The organism is Microbacterium sp. Bi121, assembly GCF_918698005.1.
Taxonomy (GTDB): Bacteria; Actinomycetota; Actinomycetes; order Actinomycetales; family Microbacteriaceae; genus Microbacterium.
On the sequence record NZ_CAKKLJ010000003.1, the window covers coordinates 277042 to 292279 of the forward strand.

Sequence of the window (15238 nt, forward strand, 5' to 3'; positions counted from 1 at the left end):
CATGCCGGCTGTCGCGATCTTCATCACCGCATGGGCGGGAGTGTTCGGGCTGGTCATCGGCTCGTTCCTCAACGTCGTCGCTTATCGCGTCCCGGCCGGCATCTCCCTCATGCGCGAGAGCCGGTGCCCGCAATGCGGCGCATCGATCCGCGCGCACCAGAACATCCCCGTGGTCTCGTGGTTGGTGCAGCGCGGCCGCTGCGCCAACTGTCGCGGCGGCATCTCGGCGCGATATCCGCTGATCGAGCTGCTCACAGGGGCGCTGTTCGTCGCTGTCGCCGTCGGAGTCATCCGGCAGGCGGCCGGCGGGTCATCGACCGGCGCCTGGGCGACCAGTCCGGTGTTCTGGGGCGAGCTCATCATGCTCGTGCTGTTCGCCGCGCTCAGCGTGGTGCTCACGGCGATCGACGTCGACGTCAAACGCCTGCCGAACGCGATCGTGCTCCCTGGATGGGCGGCGGTCGTCGTGATCCTCGGAGCCACGACGGTGCTCGCGTCGGTCGGCGACGCGGGAGCCTGGGAACCGTTCATCCGGGCACTGCTCGGGGGCGTATCGCTCTACCTCTTCTACTACGTCGTGCGGCTGATCAGCCCTCGTGGCATGGGCGGCGGCGACGTCAAGCTCGCCGGGCTCGTCGGAACCGTGCTCGGCTGGTTCGGCTGGGGCGCGCTCGTGGTCGGTGCCTTCTCGGCGTTCGTGCTCGGCGGCGCGGTCGGACTCGCGCTCATCGTGATCAAGAGAGCAGGACGCAAGACGGCAATCCCGTTCGGACCGTGGATGCTCGCCGGCGCGTGGGTCGGCATCCTCATCGGTGAGCCGATCGCGCGCTGGTATCTGGGGCTTTACACGTAGGCCATTCCGGTCAGGAACGGTCTGCAAGAAGGAGGGGACATGGCAGCAACACGAGTCGGTGTGGAGATCACCGAAGAGAGCGTCCGCGCGGTCGAGATGACCACGGGTCGATCACCGCGCGTCGTCGCGTACGGCGAGGTCCCGCTGCCCATCGATGCCGCCAAGGACTCCGAGATCCTCGACGAAGGCGCTGTCGCCGTCGCGATCCGTCAGCTCTGGAACACCGCGCGCATCAAGGGCCGCAGCGTCACCCTCGGCATCGCCAGCCGCCGCGTCCTCGTGCGCGAGTACAGCACGACCGCGCTGCCTCCGGCTGTCCTCCGCAAGGCTCTGCCGTTCCAGGTGCAGGACCTGCTGCCCGTCCCGGTGAACCAGGCCGTGCTCGACTTCTACCCGACCTCACAGGACGGCGATCAAGTCCACGGACTGCTCGTGGCCGCGGTCGCGGAGACCGTCGAGCACATGATCGCCGCCTTCTCGCGCAGCCGCATCCGCGTGACCCGCGTCGATCTCACGGCGTTCGGCCTCGCTCGCGCAGTGCGAGCCGGAGCAGGATCCGGCACCATCGCCGTCATCCATGTCGGCGACCACACCACGCAGGTCGTGGTTCTGCGCGACGGCATCCCGATGTTCGTCCGCATCCTTCCGGCCGATATGGAGACCGCGGCGGTCCGCCGGCGCGGGATGACGGTCGTCGACGATGAAACCGTGAATGCCGAGATCCCGGTGCTCGCCGGAGTGGGTGCCGCAGCCATCGGCACCGCCGGCATCCTGCCTGCAGACGCCATCGCACCCGGGGCGCTGCGCGGGACGCTCCGCAACGAGAACGGTGGACGAGCAGTCGCCGATTTGCTCGGGCGACTGCACAGCACGCTCGCGTTCTCCATGAGCCGGCCCGGTGTCGCCGGCATCGACCAGGTGCTGCTCACCGGCGCGGGCGCCGCGATCACGGGCGTGCAACGCGGGCTCGAAGAGCGGGATCAGTTCCCGGTGCGGATCATCTCTCTCTCCGACGTCGGAACGGTCGTCAACGGTGAGCCGGCCGGCGAGCTCGCCCTCAACCTCGTCAGCACAGCCGGCCTGGCTCTCGGGAAGGAGAGCTGATGTCTCGCGTCGCCGTGGTGTCGCTCGCCGGCGCCCCCAGAGTCAACCTGCTGCCCGCATCCGAGCGCGCTCGCCGCGAGCACGACCGACTGGGCCGCGTCTGGATCTGGGCGGCCCTCGCGGCCGTCGTCGTCGCCGCACTCCTCGTCGGCGGGGCGTGGGTGTGGAACACGTTCGCCCAGCAGGAACTCGCCGCCGAGCACCTGCGCACGCAGGAGCTCGTCGGCGAGATCGCCGGGCTCTCCGAGGTCAGCGGTGCCATCGCCACAGAGAAGGAGCTCACGGGCTACCTGGCCGAGGCGATGGGTTCCGACCTCGCGTGGAGCGACGTGCGCAGCAAGATCGAGTCCGCGCTGCCCGCAGATGTCGCGCTGGTCGGATTCAGTCTCGTCCCCGGCATGCCTGCCGTCGACAAGCTCACGGAAGAGACCGTCGTCGGCACCGCAGGGCTGACGGGAACGATCACTCTCGACAGCCCGAACACGATCGACATCGCCGCGATCTCGCGCCAGCTGCGCACGGTCGGTGCGGTGGCCCAGAGCGATTCGAATGCCATCGCCGAGAGCGGCAGCGAAGAAGGACGATTCACGTACACGATCGACATCACCTTCGATCAGGGCATCTACAGCGGCCGGTTCGCTGCTGAGCAGGAAGGCGGTCAGTGATGACCAAACAGCTCATCACCCTCATCGGCGCTCTCGTGACAGCCGCCGTGCTCGTGCTCGGCATCGTGGTCGGAGTGCTGCCGCTCGTCGGCGGCGTGTTCGCGGCCCAGGAGCAGCAGCGTCAGGTCGAAGGCACGAACCAGGTGTACGAGACCCAGATCGCCGCCCTGCAGAAGCAGCAGGAGACCCTGGAGGAGACCGAGAAGTCGGTCGCAGCCCTTTCCGCACAGATCCCTGCTCTCCCGCTGCTGGACGAGGTCTTCGAGCGTATCGCGCGCGCCGAGGCCGACTCCGGCGCGCAGCTCGTCTCCGTCACCAGGGGAGAGGCAGTGCCGTACGCCCCGCGCACGGGTGGAACCGAAGACGCTCCAGCCCCTGCCGCCACGACCGAGCCGACCGAGACGCCGGTCGACGCGGCATCCGACGTCGCCGCCGACGCGACCGTCGCCAGTGACGCGACCGCCGACGCGGCAGCATCCGAGACGACGACCGACCCGACGGCTCAGCCCACTGCGACGACGCCCGACCGGATGCAGATCGACATCACGATCCAGGCCACAGCCCCCGACATGGTGAGCGTCCAGAAGTTCCTCGACGGTCTGCGCGGCGGTCCTCGGGCCATCGCGATCGACGAGGTCGTCGTCACCGAGTCCAATGAACAGTTCGACATCCAGGTCACCGCGCTGACCTTCACCCGTGCCCAGGAAGGCAGCTGACATGACGGTCACTCTGAGCGAACTGCTCTCCCTGGCTGCTCGAGGGAGAGCATCCGACCTCCACATCACCGCCGACGCCCCACCGCTGATGCGCGTCGACGGCGATCTGATCGTCATCCCCCAGCAGCCCGACCCGCTCGACGCCACCTGGGTGCGCGAGGCCGCCCACAGCCTCATGAGCGACGGACAGCGCGACGAGTTCGTCCGCCGCCACGAAGTCGACCTCGCTCACCACGAGCCCGGCATCGGGCGACTGCGCGTGAACGTGTTCCGCCAGCTCGGCGCGATCGCCATGGCGCTCCGCTTCATCCCGGGCAAGGTGTTCACACTCGATGAGCTGGGCGCCCCCCAGATCGCTCAGGATCTTGCGCTCCGACCGCGCGGACTCGTCCTCGTCACCGGGCCGACCGGATCCGGAAAGTCGACGACGCTCACCGCGATGGTCGACATCATCAACAGCATCCGCCCCGTGCACATCGTCACGATCGAGGACCCGATCGAGTTCCACCACAACAGCCGCCGCGCGCTGATCCATCAGCGTGAGGTCGGCAGCGACACGAACTCGTTCGCCGAGGCACTGCGTCGCGTGCTGCGACAGGACCCTGATGTGATCCTCGTCGGCGAGCTCCGCGACCCGGAGTCGATCTCGACCGCTCTCTCGGCCGCAGAAACAGGTCACCTCGTGCTCTCCACGCTGCACACGCAGGGCGCATCGAAGTCGATCAACCGCATCATCGATGCGTTCCCCGCCGACCGGCAGGACCAGATCCGCTCGCAGCTCGGCGACACCCTGCAGGGCATCATCAGCCAGAGCCTGCTGCCGCGCGCGCAGCACGCAGGACGCACCATCGCCACCGAGGTGCTCATCAACACGCCGGCCGTCGCGAACCTGATCCGCGAGGGCCAGGTCGCCCAGCTGTACAGCGCGATGCAGGCGGGCGCGGCCGAGGGCATGCACACCCTCGATCAGGATCTGCGTCGCCTCGTCGGGGCGGGCACGGTCGCGGCTCACGTCGCCCGCACGTTCGCGGTCGACCCCGCCTCGCTCGACAATGTGCACGTTCAGCCGGCAGATCTCGATGCCGACTCCTGGTCGCATTACGCGGTGGACCGTCAGCTCACGGAATGGGGTTCATGATGGCGACGATGCAGGAATGGCACTATCAGGCCATCGATCCGGGCACCACGCAGCTGATCAAGGGCACGATGGATGCCACGACAGAGGCGACTGTCACGGCGAAGCTTCGAACTCAAGGACTCATGCCCGTGCAGGTCGCGCCGATCGACAAGACGGGGCTGCGCCGCGAGATCACACTGCCGTCCCTTAATAAAGGAGTGTCGGCGCAGACGCTCGCGATCTTCTCGCGGCAGATGGCGGCGCTCATCAACGCCGGTCTGCCTCTCATGCGCACGCTTCTCGTGCTCGAGGATCAGACGGCCGACCGCAAGCTGCGTGGAGTGCTCGGCTCCGTGGCATCCGACGTCGAGGGCGGATCGTCGCTGTCGGCATCCCTGGGGCGCCATCCCGACATCTTCCCGCCCCTGATGGTGTCGATCGTCAAGGTGGGCGAGTCCGGCGGATTCCTCGGAGCCGCCCTCAACTCCGTCGCCGAGAACTATCGCAAGCAGGCCGAGTTGCACGGCAAGATCCGCTCGGCCACCACCTACCCGGCCGTGGTCCTCGTGATCGCCATCATCGGCGTGCTCGTCATGGTGACCTTCATCGTGCCGGTCTTCGAGAACATGTTCGCCGGCCTCGGCAGCGGGCTGCCGCTGCCGACCCAGATCCTCGTGACGATCTCGCACAACATGGTCTGGATCCTTCCGGCGCTCATCGTGCTCCTGATCGTGCTCGCCGTGGTGTGGTCACGCAACCGGTACACCGACGGCTATCGCAAGGTCGTCGACCCGATCAAGCTCAAGATGCCGATCTTCGGCAAGCTGATCACGAAGATGGCTGTCGCTCGGTTTAGCCGCAACCTGGCCATGATGCTGGATGCCGGTGTACCGATCATCCAGGCGCTGTCGATCGTCGGTCAGGCGTCGAACAACTGGAAGATCGAACACACCGTGCGCGAGATCCAGGAATCGATCCGCGCCGGCCGATCGTTCGCAGGCCCGCTGGCGAAGGAGGACGTCTTCCCGCCGATGGTGGCGCAGATGGTCGCCGTCGGCGAGGAGTCCGGCACGCTCGCGCAGATGCTGGGCAGCATCGCCGACTTCTACGAGGAAGAGGTCGAGACCGCGACGGAGCAGCTGTCGTCGCTGATCGAGCCGATCCTCATCGTCGGCCTCGGCGTGGTCATCGGCGGCATGGTGATCTCCCTGTACATGCCGATCTTCACGCTGTACGGAGACATGGCGAACCAGGGGTGACTCCCCGCCCGCTCACACGGTGACGCGGAGGATCTCCTCGATCGTCGTGATGCCATCGGCGACCTTCGCCCAACCGTCATCGCGCAGCGGCACCATTCCCTGCTTCAGGGCGATCTGCCGCAGCTCGCTGCCGGTTCCATGTGCGACAAGCGCCTGCTCGATCTCATCGGTGAGTGTCATAACCTCGTGCAGTCCGACGCGGCCCCGATACCCCGTGTTGGAGCAGGCGGAGCATCCGACGGCGCGGTACACGGTGGCGTGATTGATCAGCTCAGCGGGCATCCCGACGGCATCGAGCATCGCGCGATCGTCTTCGATGGGCTGGCGGCAGCGAGTGCACAGGCGACGGGCGAGGCGCTGGGCGACTACGGCGCTCAGTGCGGTCGCCACCAGGAACGGCTCGGTGCCGATCTCGACCAGGCGGGTCAGCGCACTCGGCGCATCGTTCGTGTGCAGCGTCGAGAGCACGAGGTGGCCGGTGAGCGCCGCCTCGATCGAGATCGTCGCCGTCTCGCGGTCGCGGATCTCACCGACCAGCACGACGTCGGGGTCAGAGCGCAGGATCGCGCGCAGCGCGGAGGCGAACGTGAGCCCTGCGCGTGGATTCACCTGCACCTGGTTGATGTCCGGGATGCGGTACTCCACCGGATCCTCGACCGTGATCACGTTCACGCGCGGATTCGAGACGGTCCGCAGCGCGGTGTACAGCGTGGTCGACTTTCCGGAGCCGGTCGGACCTGTGACCAGCACCATGCCGTGCGGGCGGGTGATCGCCTCGCGGAACCGGTGCTCGTTGCGTCGCAGGAACAGCAGATCGTCCATCGACATGGACTGGCCGCTGTTGTCGAGGATTCGCATGACGATCTTCTCGCCCCACACCGTCGGCAGCGTGGCCACGCGGAGGTCGACGCTGCGGCCCTCGTGCAGCACCGAGATGCGGCCGTCCTGAGGCACGCGCTTCTCGGCGATGTCGATGGACGACATGATCTTCAGTCGCGAGATCACACCGTCCTGGATGCTGCGATCCGCTCGCTGCATCTCGTGCAGCACGCCGTCGATGCGGAACCGCACCGTGAGGCGGTGCTCGCCCGGCTCGATGTGGATGTCGCTGGCCCGGTCGTTGATCGCCTGGGTGATGAGCAGGTTCACGAAGCGGACGACCGGGGCATCGATGTCCTGGTCGTCGAGCTGCTCGGTGAACATGCTGTCGGCGCTGGACGATGATTCGCCGATCTGCTCCGACAGGTCGCTGAGCTCGCCGTCCGAGCGCAGCAGCCGCTCGAACGCCTGCATCAGCGAGTCCTCCGCGACGACCACGGGGACGACCCGCAGATCGGTCAGCGTGGCTATGTCGTCCAGCGCGATGATGTCGGTCGGATCCAGCATCCCCACGGTCAGCTGATCGCGCACCATGCGCAGCGGCAGCAGCCGGTACTTGCGGCACAGCGGCCCAGGCACGAGCGCGACCACCTGCGGATCGAACGTGTACGTCGTCAGATCGACGAAGCTGCAGCCCGTCGCGATCGATGTCGCCTCGGCGACCTGCGCCTCGGTGATCCGGCGCTGCTGCAGCAGATGCCGCGGCAACTCCTCTCCATCGCCCACTTCGGCGATGGCCGTCCCGATGACGTCGGCATCAGCCGCGCCCGTAGACACCAGATACTGCCCCAGTCCCCTCACAGCATTTCCCCTCTTCCGGCGTCTCCGCCGTATCCCCTTCTCGACATCATATTGCGCCACGCCCCGCCCGAACAGAGCGGATTTCCGATGCGCGCCGAGCACGCCGAGCGCCCCGCGCGCATAGGGTGGACGCATGACTGATGTGCTTCCCGCCGGTCTCGCGACCGAAGAGTTCAGCTCCGACATCCGCCCCCAGGACGACCTGTATCGCCACGTCAACGGCGCGTGGCTCGATCGCACTGAGATCCCCGGCGACAAGGCGCGATGGGGCTCCTTCCACATGCTCGCCGAGCAGGCCGAGAAGGATGTGCGGACGATCATCGAAGAGTCGCAGGGTGCCGCGCCCGGCACCCTCGAGCGCAAGATCGGCGACCTGTTCACGAGCTTCATGGACACCGCGCGCATCGATGCCGCCGGGGTCCAGCCCCTGCAGGAGACGCTTGCCGAGATCGACCGGATCGACGGCATCCCGGCCCTGCTCGCGATCGCCGGTGCCTACGAGCGCGACGGCCGCGCCCACATGATCGGGCTCTACATCGACGGCGATCCCGGCGATCCGGAGCGCTACGTGCCGATCCTCGTCCAGTCGGGCCTCTCGCTCCCTGACGAGAGTTACTACCGCCTCGACAGCTTCGCCGGCACTCGCGACGCGTACCGTGCGCACCTCGAGCGCCTCCTCGCGCTCGCCGGGGTGCAGGATGCCGCGGGCGACGCCGAGCGCGCCTTCGCGCTCGAAGCCGAGATCGCCTCCAAGCACTGGGACAACGTCGCCAGCCGCGACGCCGTGAAGACCTACAACCTCAAGTCGTGGGACGACTTCCAGGCCCTTGTCGGCGTCGATCTGACGCCGTGGCGGGATGCCGTCGGACCCACGAACCCGGATGCCTTCGCCGAAGTCGTCGTCAGCCAGCCCAGCGCCTTCGAGGGTCTCGGCGCACTGCTGACCGCCGATCGGCTCGACGACTGGAAGGCGTGGCTGCGGGCACAGGCCGTGCATGCCGCGGCACCCTTCCTCACCGACGACATCGTGCAGGAGAACTTCTCGTTCTACGGCACGGAGCTCACCGGCGTCCCGACGATCCGCGAGCGCTGGAAGCGCGGCGTCTCGGTCACCGAGAGTGCTCTGGGCGAGGCGATCGGCAAGGTCTACGTCGAGCGGCACTACCCGCCGACGGCGAAGGCGGCGATGGACGAGCTCGTCGCGAACCTCATCGAGGCGTACCGGCAGAGCATCACGACGCTGGAGTGGATGAGCCCCGACACGCGTGAGCGCGCGCTCGCGAAGCTCGACGCGTTCACACCGAAGATCGGCCACCCGGAGGTCTGGCGCGACTACTCGACGCTCGAGATCGACGCCGCCGACATCTTCGGCAACGTCCGCCGCGCGAACATCTTCGAGCACGACCGCAACGTCGACAAGATCGGCAAGCCCATCGACCGCAATGAGTGGCACATGCCGCCGCAGATGGTCAACGCCTACTACAACCCGTCGATGAACGAGATCGTGTTCCCCGCAGCGATCCTGCAGTACCCGTTCTTCGATGCCTCGCGCGACGCCGCAGCGAACTACGGCGGCATCGGCGCGGTCATCGGTCACGAGATCGGCCACGGTTTCGATGACCAGGGCAGCCGCTACGACGGCACCGGCAAGCTCGACGACTGGTGGACGGACGCCGATCGCGCAGCCTTCGAGGAGCGCACCAAGGCCCTGATCGCTCAGTACGACGCACTGGTTCCGGTGGGTCTCGGCGAGGAGAACAACGTCAACGGTGCGCTCACGATCGGCGAGAACATCGGCGATCTCGGTGGGCTCGGCATCGCGCTGAAGGCCTACGACATCGCCCTGGGCGGTGCGGAGGCCCCGGTGATCGACGGCCTCACCGGTGTGCAGCGACTGCTGCTGAGCTGGGCCCAGGTGTGGCAGCAGAAGAGCCGCGACCCCGAGACGATCCGCCTGCTCACGATCGATCCGCACTCGCCGAACGAGTTCCGGTGCAACCAGATCGTGCGCAACATCGACGCCTTCTACGAGGCGTTCGGCGTGGCCGAAGGTGATGCTCTGCACCTGCCGAGCGACCAGCGTGTGACGATCTGGTGACCGTTACCCGCAAACTTTGACCGGGCGTCGCCGCGCGGGACTACGATGGCGAGTGCCGCTGTCGGCGTGGATCGCGCGGCGCCTCCCCTCATCGACCTTCTTGGGAAGGAACACGCGTGGGCACTCCCCCTGAGCCTGCGATGCTGCGTCGGTCACAACGCAGCACCCGACGTCTGCCGCGCCGCGCGGCCATCGGTCGGCGATCGTTCGCCGCGACGACGCGCGCGCTTGAGGAGCTGGCGGATGCCGGTGCCCAGGTATCGGTGCACGTCATGGATCTCGACACCGGGACGCAGGTGCTCGCCGGCGACGATCACGTCACCCTGCCGATTGCCGGGCTCGGCGTGGTGCCGTTGCTGATCGAGGTCGCCGCGCGGTTCGAGGCGGGGACGCTGGATCCCCTCGAGATCGTGGATCGCTCGGAGACGGACGATGTGACGGGGTCAGGGCTGTGGCGCAGTCTGCGCGCCCCGGCGCTGCCGCTCGTCGATCTCGCCGTGCTCGCGGCGACGGCAGGCGACCCGTTGGCCGTGAACATCCTGCTCGACCAGGTCGGCCACCACCGGGTTCGCGACCGGATCGAGTCGCTCGGACTCGAGCGGACGGCTGTGCTCGATAGATTTCGTGACGTTCGAGGGCCGGACGACGCCCCTCATGTCGCGGTCGGCACGACGCGGGAACTGGCGAACCTCTTCTCCGCACTCGTGAACTCGACGGCCGTGGACGCAGCGGTCAGCGCGCAGGTCGCGGAGTGGCTGAGCCTCAATCACGATCTGAGTCTGGTGGCGGCATCCACGGGTCTCGACCCGTTCGCGCACGATCACGACGCGCACGGACTGCTGTTCATCAACAAGACGGGGCGCGACCGGGGCGTTCGTGCCGAGGCCGGTGTTCTTGCCGGCCCCCGTTCCGGCGTCGCCTACGCGATGATCGTCGGCTTCGACGACCTGTCGATCGCGCATCGGCTGCGCGCGCACGATGCGTTCCGGGTGCTCGGCGTCGAGCTGATGGAGTACGCGCACTGAAGCCCCGCCCGTGATCGGACGGGGCTCCGGATCGAGCGATCAGGCGTGCGCGTGCGCGCCCACCCAGGTCCGCTCGTCGCCGGTCCAGCGGTTGACCGGCATCTGCCGCCGGGCCGACTCCATGTGCATCCGAGCGAAGGCCGGTGCGAAGACCTCGTTCACGGCATCCAGGCGATCCTGCTCTTCCCGGATCCTCGGCATGATCTCGCGGAATGCGGCCAAGACCGCGTCCTCGTCGACCAGAGTGAGCCGGCCGTGCTCGACCGTGACGACCCCGTCGACCATGACACGCACGATCGACGATCCGTTCTCGCTGTATACGAGGTGGTTCTCGAGGCGATTGGTGGGCAGGAACGCCAGGGTCGTCGTGTCGAACATGACGAGGTCGGCGCGCTTGCCGACTTCGATGGAGCCGATCGTCTGGTCCAGCACCCCGCTGCGGGCGCCGCCGATGGTCGCGGCGTCCAGCACCTCGGGCACGGTCGGCCAGCGCTCGAAGTCCGGTTCGGTGGCCTTGTGCAGGAGAGCCGCGGTCTTCATGACCTCCATGAGGCGCGGCGTGTCGCTCGAGGAGCATCCGTCCGTGCCGAGGCCGAGGTTCACGCCGGCGTCCTGGTAGGCGCGCCAGGGCAGGATGCCGGACCCGAGCTTGAGGTTCGAGATCGCATTGTGCGAGACGGAGACGCCCGACCGTGCGATCCGCTCGATGTCGTCGCCCGTGACCCAGATGCCGTGAGCGAACGTCGTGCGCGGGTTCAGGGCGCCGATCTCGTCGAGGTGCTGCACGAGCGTGCGTCCGCCGTAGAGCTCATCTCCGGTCACCGCCTGCGTCTTCGTCTCGAGCACGTGGATGTGCACCTCGGCGTCGAACTCCGCGGACAGGGATGCCGCTCCCGCGAGCAGGTCGTCGGTGCAGCGCTGCGGACCGGACGGCGCCAGCATGTATCGGATGCGTCCGCCTGCCGATCCGTGATGCCTGCGGAAGGCATCGCGGGAGTAGTCGAGGTACTCCGCCGCGGTGAGCGTCGGCGCCTGCCGCACCTGGCGGACGACCTCCTCGGGCAGCCAATCAGCGACGAACGGCAAGGTGTCGACGAACGGCCGGTTGATGATGTGGCCGGAGACATTGGCCCGGATCCCGATGTCGCTGTACGCGCCGGCGACGGCCGCGAGCTGGTCGAGGTCCTGCCCCGGCGTCTCGAGCACATCGTCGACGAGCGTGGTCACGCCCGACTTCATCGACTCCATCGCGAACATGAGCGTGCGCAGCCGGATGAGATCCGGCGGGGTGGGGCTGCCGCCGAGGATGGGGTAGGCGTACGCCATCCACAGCTCCAGCGGCATGTTGTCGTAGCGGCCCTTGTAGAGGTACTCCCACGAGTGGGTGTGCGCGTTGACGAAACCCGGGGTGACGAGCATTCCCGTGCCGTCGATCACGGTCTCGCCCGGTCGCGCTTCGAGGTTCGTGCCGATCTCGGTGAAGCATCCGTCCGCGATGCGCAGGTCACGCCGCACCGGCGTCGCGTGCATGCTCGCGTCCATGGTGATGACATCCGCGTTGCGGATCAGGGTGGCGGTCATTCGCCTGCTCCGTTCTGTGCGTCCGTGTGCTGCGCGGCGTCCGGCGCCGGTGCTGCGAGGGATGCCGCGGCCGCGGCCCGGCGAGTGCTGCGGGCGACCCAGTGGCAGATCGGGGCGGCGATCACTGCGACGAGGACGCCCTGGATGGCCGGGCTGCCGAGTCCGGTGATGGAGCCGAACCCGGCTGCAGCCGTGCCCAGCAGGTAGGCGATGACGCCGGGCCAGACGAACCCCGGTACGCTGTCGAGGTCTGTCCCCGGGTCGCGGCGCCGCCAGACGAACAGGAACGTGCCGATGATGACCCCGCCCAGCGGCGGGATCACCGTGCCGAGGGTGACGAGGAACATGGTCATCGAGTCGGCTAGGCCGCTGACCGCGAGGGCGATGCCGATGATGACGCCGCCGATGATGAAGGGGCGCTTGTCGGCCTTGCCGAACAGCTCGGACCCTGCGACGCCGAACGCGTAGGCCGCGTTGTCGTTGGTGGTCCAGAGGTTGAACGTGAGCATGAAGACGCCGAGGCCGGCAAGACCCATCGTGAACAGCAGCGTGGTGAAGTCGGCCTCGTCGAACGCGATCGCGCCGATGCCGCCGAACACGAGCATCGCGGTCTCGACGACCAGGAGTGCACCCAGGCAGACCAGGAAAGCGGTGCGCGCACTGCGGGCGAAGCGGGTCCAGTTGCCGATCTGCGTTCCGCCGGAGATGAACGTTCCGATCATCATGGTGATCGCCATGCCGGGGGTGATCGAGCTGTCGCCGCTCGTCGCGAATAGTCCACCGATGCCGCCGACCTCGTCGAGGGAGAGCGCGGTGATCCAAATGCACAGGGCGAACATGAGCGGCACCGACACCCACGAGAGCACTTCGATGCCCTTGAACCCCCAGTATGAGGTGGTCGCCATGAGGAGGCCGCCGAAGATCGCGAGCGGCCACGATTCCGACCAGCCGAGGGCGGATGCGAGGAGGTTCGCGAAGATGCCGACCGTGATCCCGTACCAACCGATCTGGGTGCCGCCGAGGACGATCGAGGCCCACTTGCCGCCGACCCGGCCGAGGGTGAGGCGCGAGATGAGGACCGTGGACAGGCCGGTGCGGGCGCTCGCCGCGCCGAGGGTGGAGATGTAGAGGCCGAGGACGGCGGTCGCGACGGCGCACAGCAGCAGGAACGGGGCGAAGCCGAACGCACCGGCGACCTGTCCGCCGGTGACCATCGTCGGGGTGAAGAAGACGAACCCGCCGACGACGACGAGGACACCGAACCAGCCCTGTCGAGAGTGTGCGGGGACGCGTGAGAGCGGATAGTCCTTGTCGACGCGCTCGGCGGCGGGCGGGACTGCGGGTGTGGCGGGAGGTGCGGATGTGGTGGTCATGGCGCATTCCTTTCGGTCACCGCTCATTGCAGTCCTCGAATGTTTCGCCGCTGTTGCAGGAGGGGATTGTGTGGAGGAGATCACCCGTCCGGGCATCCGGAGGTGGGGGAGAGCACACCTCCGGCAATCTCGGGGAAACGATGGCGAAACACGGCCGCCTTATCGTCGGGTGATGGTCGGGCGGAGACGGGAAGACACGGATGCGCTGGTCGGCGACGTCCGCGTCGCGGACCTGCTCGCGTGGGACGGGCCGCCGATGGAGCTCGCCGGACGGCCGGTCGGCCTCGATCGCGTGATCCGCTGGTCGCTGCCGTCGGACCTGCTCGACCCGAGCCCGTACCTGCGCGGCGGCGAGCTCGTGCTGACCTCGGGGATCTCGATGACTGAAGTCGAAGCGCAGCGCAGGTTCGTGGCGGCCGTCTGCGGCGCCGGGGCGTCAGCGATCGGCTTCGCCCTCGGCGTTGTGACCGATGAGGTGCCGGCGCCGATCATCCGGACGGCGAACGCCCTGGGTGTCGCGGTGCTGCGGATCCCCGCCGATGTCGCGTTCGTCGAGATCACGCATCGCCTGGCGGCCGAGCAGCACCGGCAGGAGCAGGAGGCTCGCGAGCGCGCCCGTGTCGGGGCGATCATCGACATGGTGCGCCGCGGGCAGGCCAGCGCCGTCGTCCTCGGCGCTGAACTCGACGACGCGGATGCTGTGCATATCGTCGTCGCGCCCAGCGCTATCCGCCTGCCGCTCCCCGAAGGCTCCGTCGTCGGCACGGTCGGCGCGGACACGGTCGCGATCGTGCCGGGGACCATCGGCGGACTGCTCTCCGCGCCGCACGACATCGATGCCGTGTTCGGCTGGAGCGGTCCGATCGTGCAGGAACGCATCGCGATCGCGCTTCGGGAGGCGTTCGCCGCTGCCGCCATCGCACCCCGGCTGCGGCGACCGGCCGGTCCGCGCGACCTCGCCACGTGGGAGGGCCTGGTGCACCGACTCACGCCCGACCAGATCGCTCCGTTCACGGAGCACGTGATCACGCCGCTGCGCCGGTACGACGCGCGTCACCGCACACAGCTGCTGCAGACGGCCGAGGCTCTCTGCCGGAGGGACGGCGCGGTGCAGGCGGCCTCAGCCGATCTGTTCATCCACGAGAACACCCTCCGCAAGCGCGCCGCACGCATCGAGGAGATCACCGGGCTGAACCCGCTCAACGCCCTCGATCGCGCGGCGTTCCTCGTCGCCATCCTCGGCGGCACGTGAACGAGCCGCTCCGTCAGCGCCCTGGCACCCCGAACCGCTGGTGGGGGTCCAGTGCCTCGAGCACGGGCTCGAGGGCATCGGCGAGATGATCGAGCTGCTCGGGGGTGAGCTGGTCGAGCACCAGTCGGTGCACTGTGGCGAAGTGGTCAGGTGTCGCGAGGACGAGCTGGCGCCGACCCTGCTTCGTGAGTTCGAGCAGGATGCTGCGTCGATCCTGCTCGCTCTCCTCGCGCTTGACGAGCCCGCGCTGCTCCAGCCGGCTGACGACCTTCGAGGCCCGGGGGAGCGTCGCATTCGTCGCTGCGGCGAGGTCGCTCAGCCGCACCGATCCGGCGCGCTGCAGGACGCTCAGCAGCATGAACTCGTAGTGGGTCAGTGACGCGTCGCGTTGCAGCTGAGCGTCCAGAGCCGCGGGGAGCAGTTCGGCGGTGCTGATGAGTGCGAGCCATGCTCGGGACTGCTGCGGGGTCATCCGGGGGAGCGATGCGGCCATGTTCTCCATTCTGTCGGGAATA

At 68.0% G+C, this 15238-nt stretch carries 13 protein-coding genes; 9 read left to right on the plus strand and 4 right to left on the minus strand.

Annotation, left to right across the window (positions count from 1 at the left end; translation table 11 throughout):
- Position 1: 1 nt before the first annotated feature.
- The 6 genes from LQZ87_RS06320 to LQZ87_RS06345 are packed head-to-tail and all read left to right on the plus strand — an operon-like array spanning position 2 to position 5714.
- A complete protein-coding gene (locus LQZ87_RS06320; protein ID WP_230102618.1) occupies positions 2–853 on the plus strand; it encodes an A24 family peptidase in 852 nt (283 codons plus the stop codon).
- Positions 854–892: 39 nt separating this feature from the next.
- Positions 893–1957, plus strand: a complete 1065-nt coding sequence (pilM, locus tag LQZ87_RS06325) for a pilus assembly protein PilM (protein WP_230102619.1) — start codon at positions 893–895, stop codon at positions 1955–1957.
- Entirely contained in the window at positions 1957–2622 is a 666-nt protein-coding gene (locus LQZ87_RS06330; protein WP_230102620.1) for a hypothetical protein, read from the plus strand. Before pilM ends, LQZ87_RS06330 begins: the two co-directional genes overlap by 1 nt.
- Positions 2622–3338, plus strand: a complete 717-nt coding sequence (locus LQZ87_RS06335) for a hypothetical protein (protein ID WP_230102621.1) — start codon at positions 2622–2624, stop codon at positions 3336–3338. The genes LQZ87_RS06330 and LQZ87_RS06335 overlap by 1 nt, the downstream gene beginning before the upstream one ends.
- 1 nt (position 3339) lies before the next feature.
- Positions 3340–4476 carry a type IV pilus twitching motility protein PilT gene (locus LQZ87_RS06340; protein WP_290368251.1) on the plus strand — a complete coding sequence of 379 codons (1137 nt, stop codon included), beginning with the start codon at positions 3340–3342 and terminating at the stop codon, positions 4474–4476.
- The gene (locus LQZ87_RS06345; RefSeq protein ID WP_230102622.1) at positions 4464–5714 is read left to right on the plus strand and encodes a type II secretion system F family protein; all 1251 of its coding nucleotides are present in this window, start codon (positions 4464–4466) and stop codon (positions 5712–5714) included. The genes LQZ87_RS06340 and LQZ87_RS06345 overlap by 13 nt, the downstream gene beginning before the upstream one ends.
- A gap of 12 nt (positions 5715–5726) precedes the next feature.
- Here the strand turns inward: LQZ87_RS06345 and LQZ87_RS06350 are convergent, their stop codons facing one another.
- Positions 5727–7370 (minus strand): ATPase, T2SS/T4P/T4SS family, encoded by a 1644-nt coding sequence (locus tag LQZ87_RS06350; protein ID WP_230102623.1) that lies wholly within the window; start codon positions 7368–7370, stop codon positions 5727–5729.
- A 157-nt stretch (positions 7371–7527) separates the two neighbouring features.
- Between LQZ87_RS06350 and LQZ87_RS06355 the strand changes: the two genes are divergently transcribed.
- Both LQZ87_RS06355 and LQZ87_RS06360 read left to right on the plus strand, forming a co-directional pair.
- Positions 7528–9492 (plus strand): M13-type metalloendopeptidase, encoded by a 1965-nt coding sequence (locus LQZ87_RS06355; protein WP_230102624.1) that lies wholly within the window; start codon positions 7528–7530, stop codon positions 9490–9492.
- 140 nt (positions 9493–9632) lie between these two features.
- A complete protein-coding gene (locus tag LQZ87_RS06360; RefSeq protein ID WP_230102767.1) occupies positions 9633–10517 on the plus strand; it encodes a serine hydrolase in 885 nt (294 codons plus the stop codon).
- A 39-nt stretch (positions 10518–10556) separates the two neighbouring features.
- Here LQZ87_RS06360 and LQZ87_RS06365 read toward each other — a convergent pair whose 3' ends face one another.
- Positions 10557–12098 (minus strand): amidohydrolase, encoded by a 1542-nt coding sequence (locus tag LQZ87_RS06365; RefSeq protein WP_230102625.1) that lies wholly within the window; start codon positions 12096–12098, stop codon positions 10557–10559.
- Positions 12095–13471, minus strand: coding sequence for a cytosine permease (locus LQZ87_RS06370; protein ID WP_230102626.1), 1377 nt, complete (start codon positions 13469–13471; stop codon positions 12095–12097). The genes LQZ87_RS06365 and LQZ87_RS06370 overlap by 4 nt, the downstream gene beginning before the upstream one ends.
- Positions 13472–13643: 172 nt before the next feature.
- Here LQZ87_RS06370 and LQZ87_RS06375 point away from each other — a divergent pair, with 172 nt between their 5' ends.
- Positions 13644–14723, plus strand: a complete 1080-nt coding sequence (locus LQZ87_RS06375) for a PucR family transcriptional regulator ligand-binding domain-containing protein (protein ID WP_230102627.1) — start codon at positions 13644–13646, stop codon at positions 14721–14723.
- Between the two features lie 13 nt (positions 14724–14736).
- Here the strand turns inward: LQZ87_RS06375 and LQZ87_RS06380 are convergent, their stop codons facing one another.
- Complete coding sequence (locus tag LQZ87_RS06380; protein ID WP_230102628.1) at positions 14737–15216, minus strand: MarR family transcriptional regulator; 480 nt, start codon at positions 15214–15216, stop codon at positions 14737–14739.
- Between the last annotated feature and the right edge of the window lie 22 nt (positions 15217–15238).

Bases quoted from the DNA above. Each gene is read 5' to 3' on its own strand.
- LQZ87_RS06365 (WP_230102625.1), bottom strand. From the start codon at position 12,098: ATGACCGCCACCCTGATCCGCAACGCGGATGTCATCACCATGGACGCG.
- LQZ87_RS06330 (WP_230102620.1), top strand. From the start codon at position 1,957: ATGTCTCGCGTCGCCGTGGTGTCGCTCGCCGGCGCCCCCAGAGTCAAC.
- pilM (WP_230102619.1), top strand. From the start codon at position 893: ATGGCAGCAACACGAGTCGGTGTGGAGATCACCGAAGAGAGCGTCCGC.
- LQZ87_RS06380 (WP_230102628.1), bottom strand. From the start codon at position 15,216: ATGGCCGCATCGCTCCCCCGGATGACCCCGCAGCAGTCCCGAGCATGG.
- LQZ87_RS06340 (WP_290368251.1), top strand. From the start codon at position 3,340: ATGACGGTCACTCTGAGCGAACTGCTCTCCCTGGCTGCTCGAGGGAGA.
- LQZ87_RS06320 (WP_230102618.1), top strand. From the start codon at position 2: ATGCCGGCTGTCGCGATCTTCATCACCGCATGGGCGGGAGTGTTCGGG.
- LQZ87_RS06355 (WP_230102624.1), top strand. From the start codon at position 7,528: ATGACTGATGTGCTTCCCGCCGGTCTCGCGACCGAAGAGTTCAGCTCC.
- LQZ87_RS06335 (WP_230102621.1), top strand. From the start codon at position 2,622: ATGACCAAACAGCTCATCACCCTCATCGGCGCTCTCGTGACAGCCGCC.
- LQZ87_RS06360 (WP_230102767.1), top strand. From the start codon at position 9,633: ATGCTGCGTCGGTCACAACGCAGCACCCGACGTCTGCCGCGCCGCGCG.
- LQZ87_RS06370 (WP_230102626.1), bottom strand. From the start codon at position 13,471: ATGACCACCACATCCGCACCTCCCGCCACACCCGCAGTCCCGCCCGCC.
- LQZ87_RS06375 (WP_230102627.1), top strand. From the start codon at position 13,644: ATGGTCGGGCGGAGACGGGAAGACACGGATGCGCTGGTCGGCGACGTC.
- LQZ87_RS06345 (WP_230102622.1), top strand. From the start codon at position 4,464: ATGGGGTTCATGATGGCGACGATGCAGGAATGGCACTATCAGGCCATC.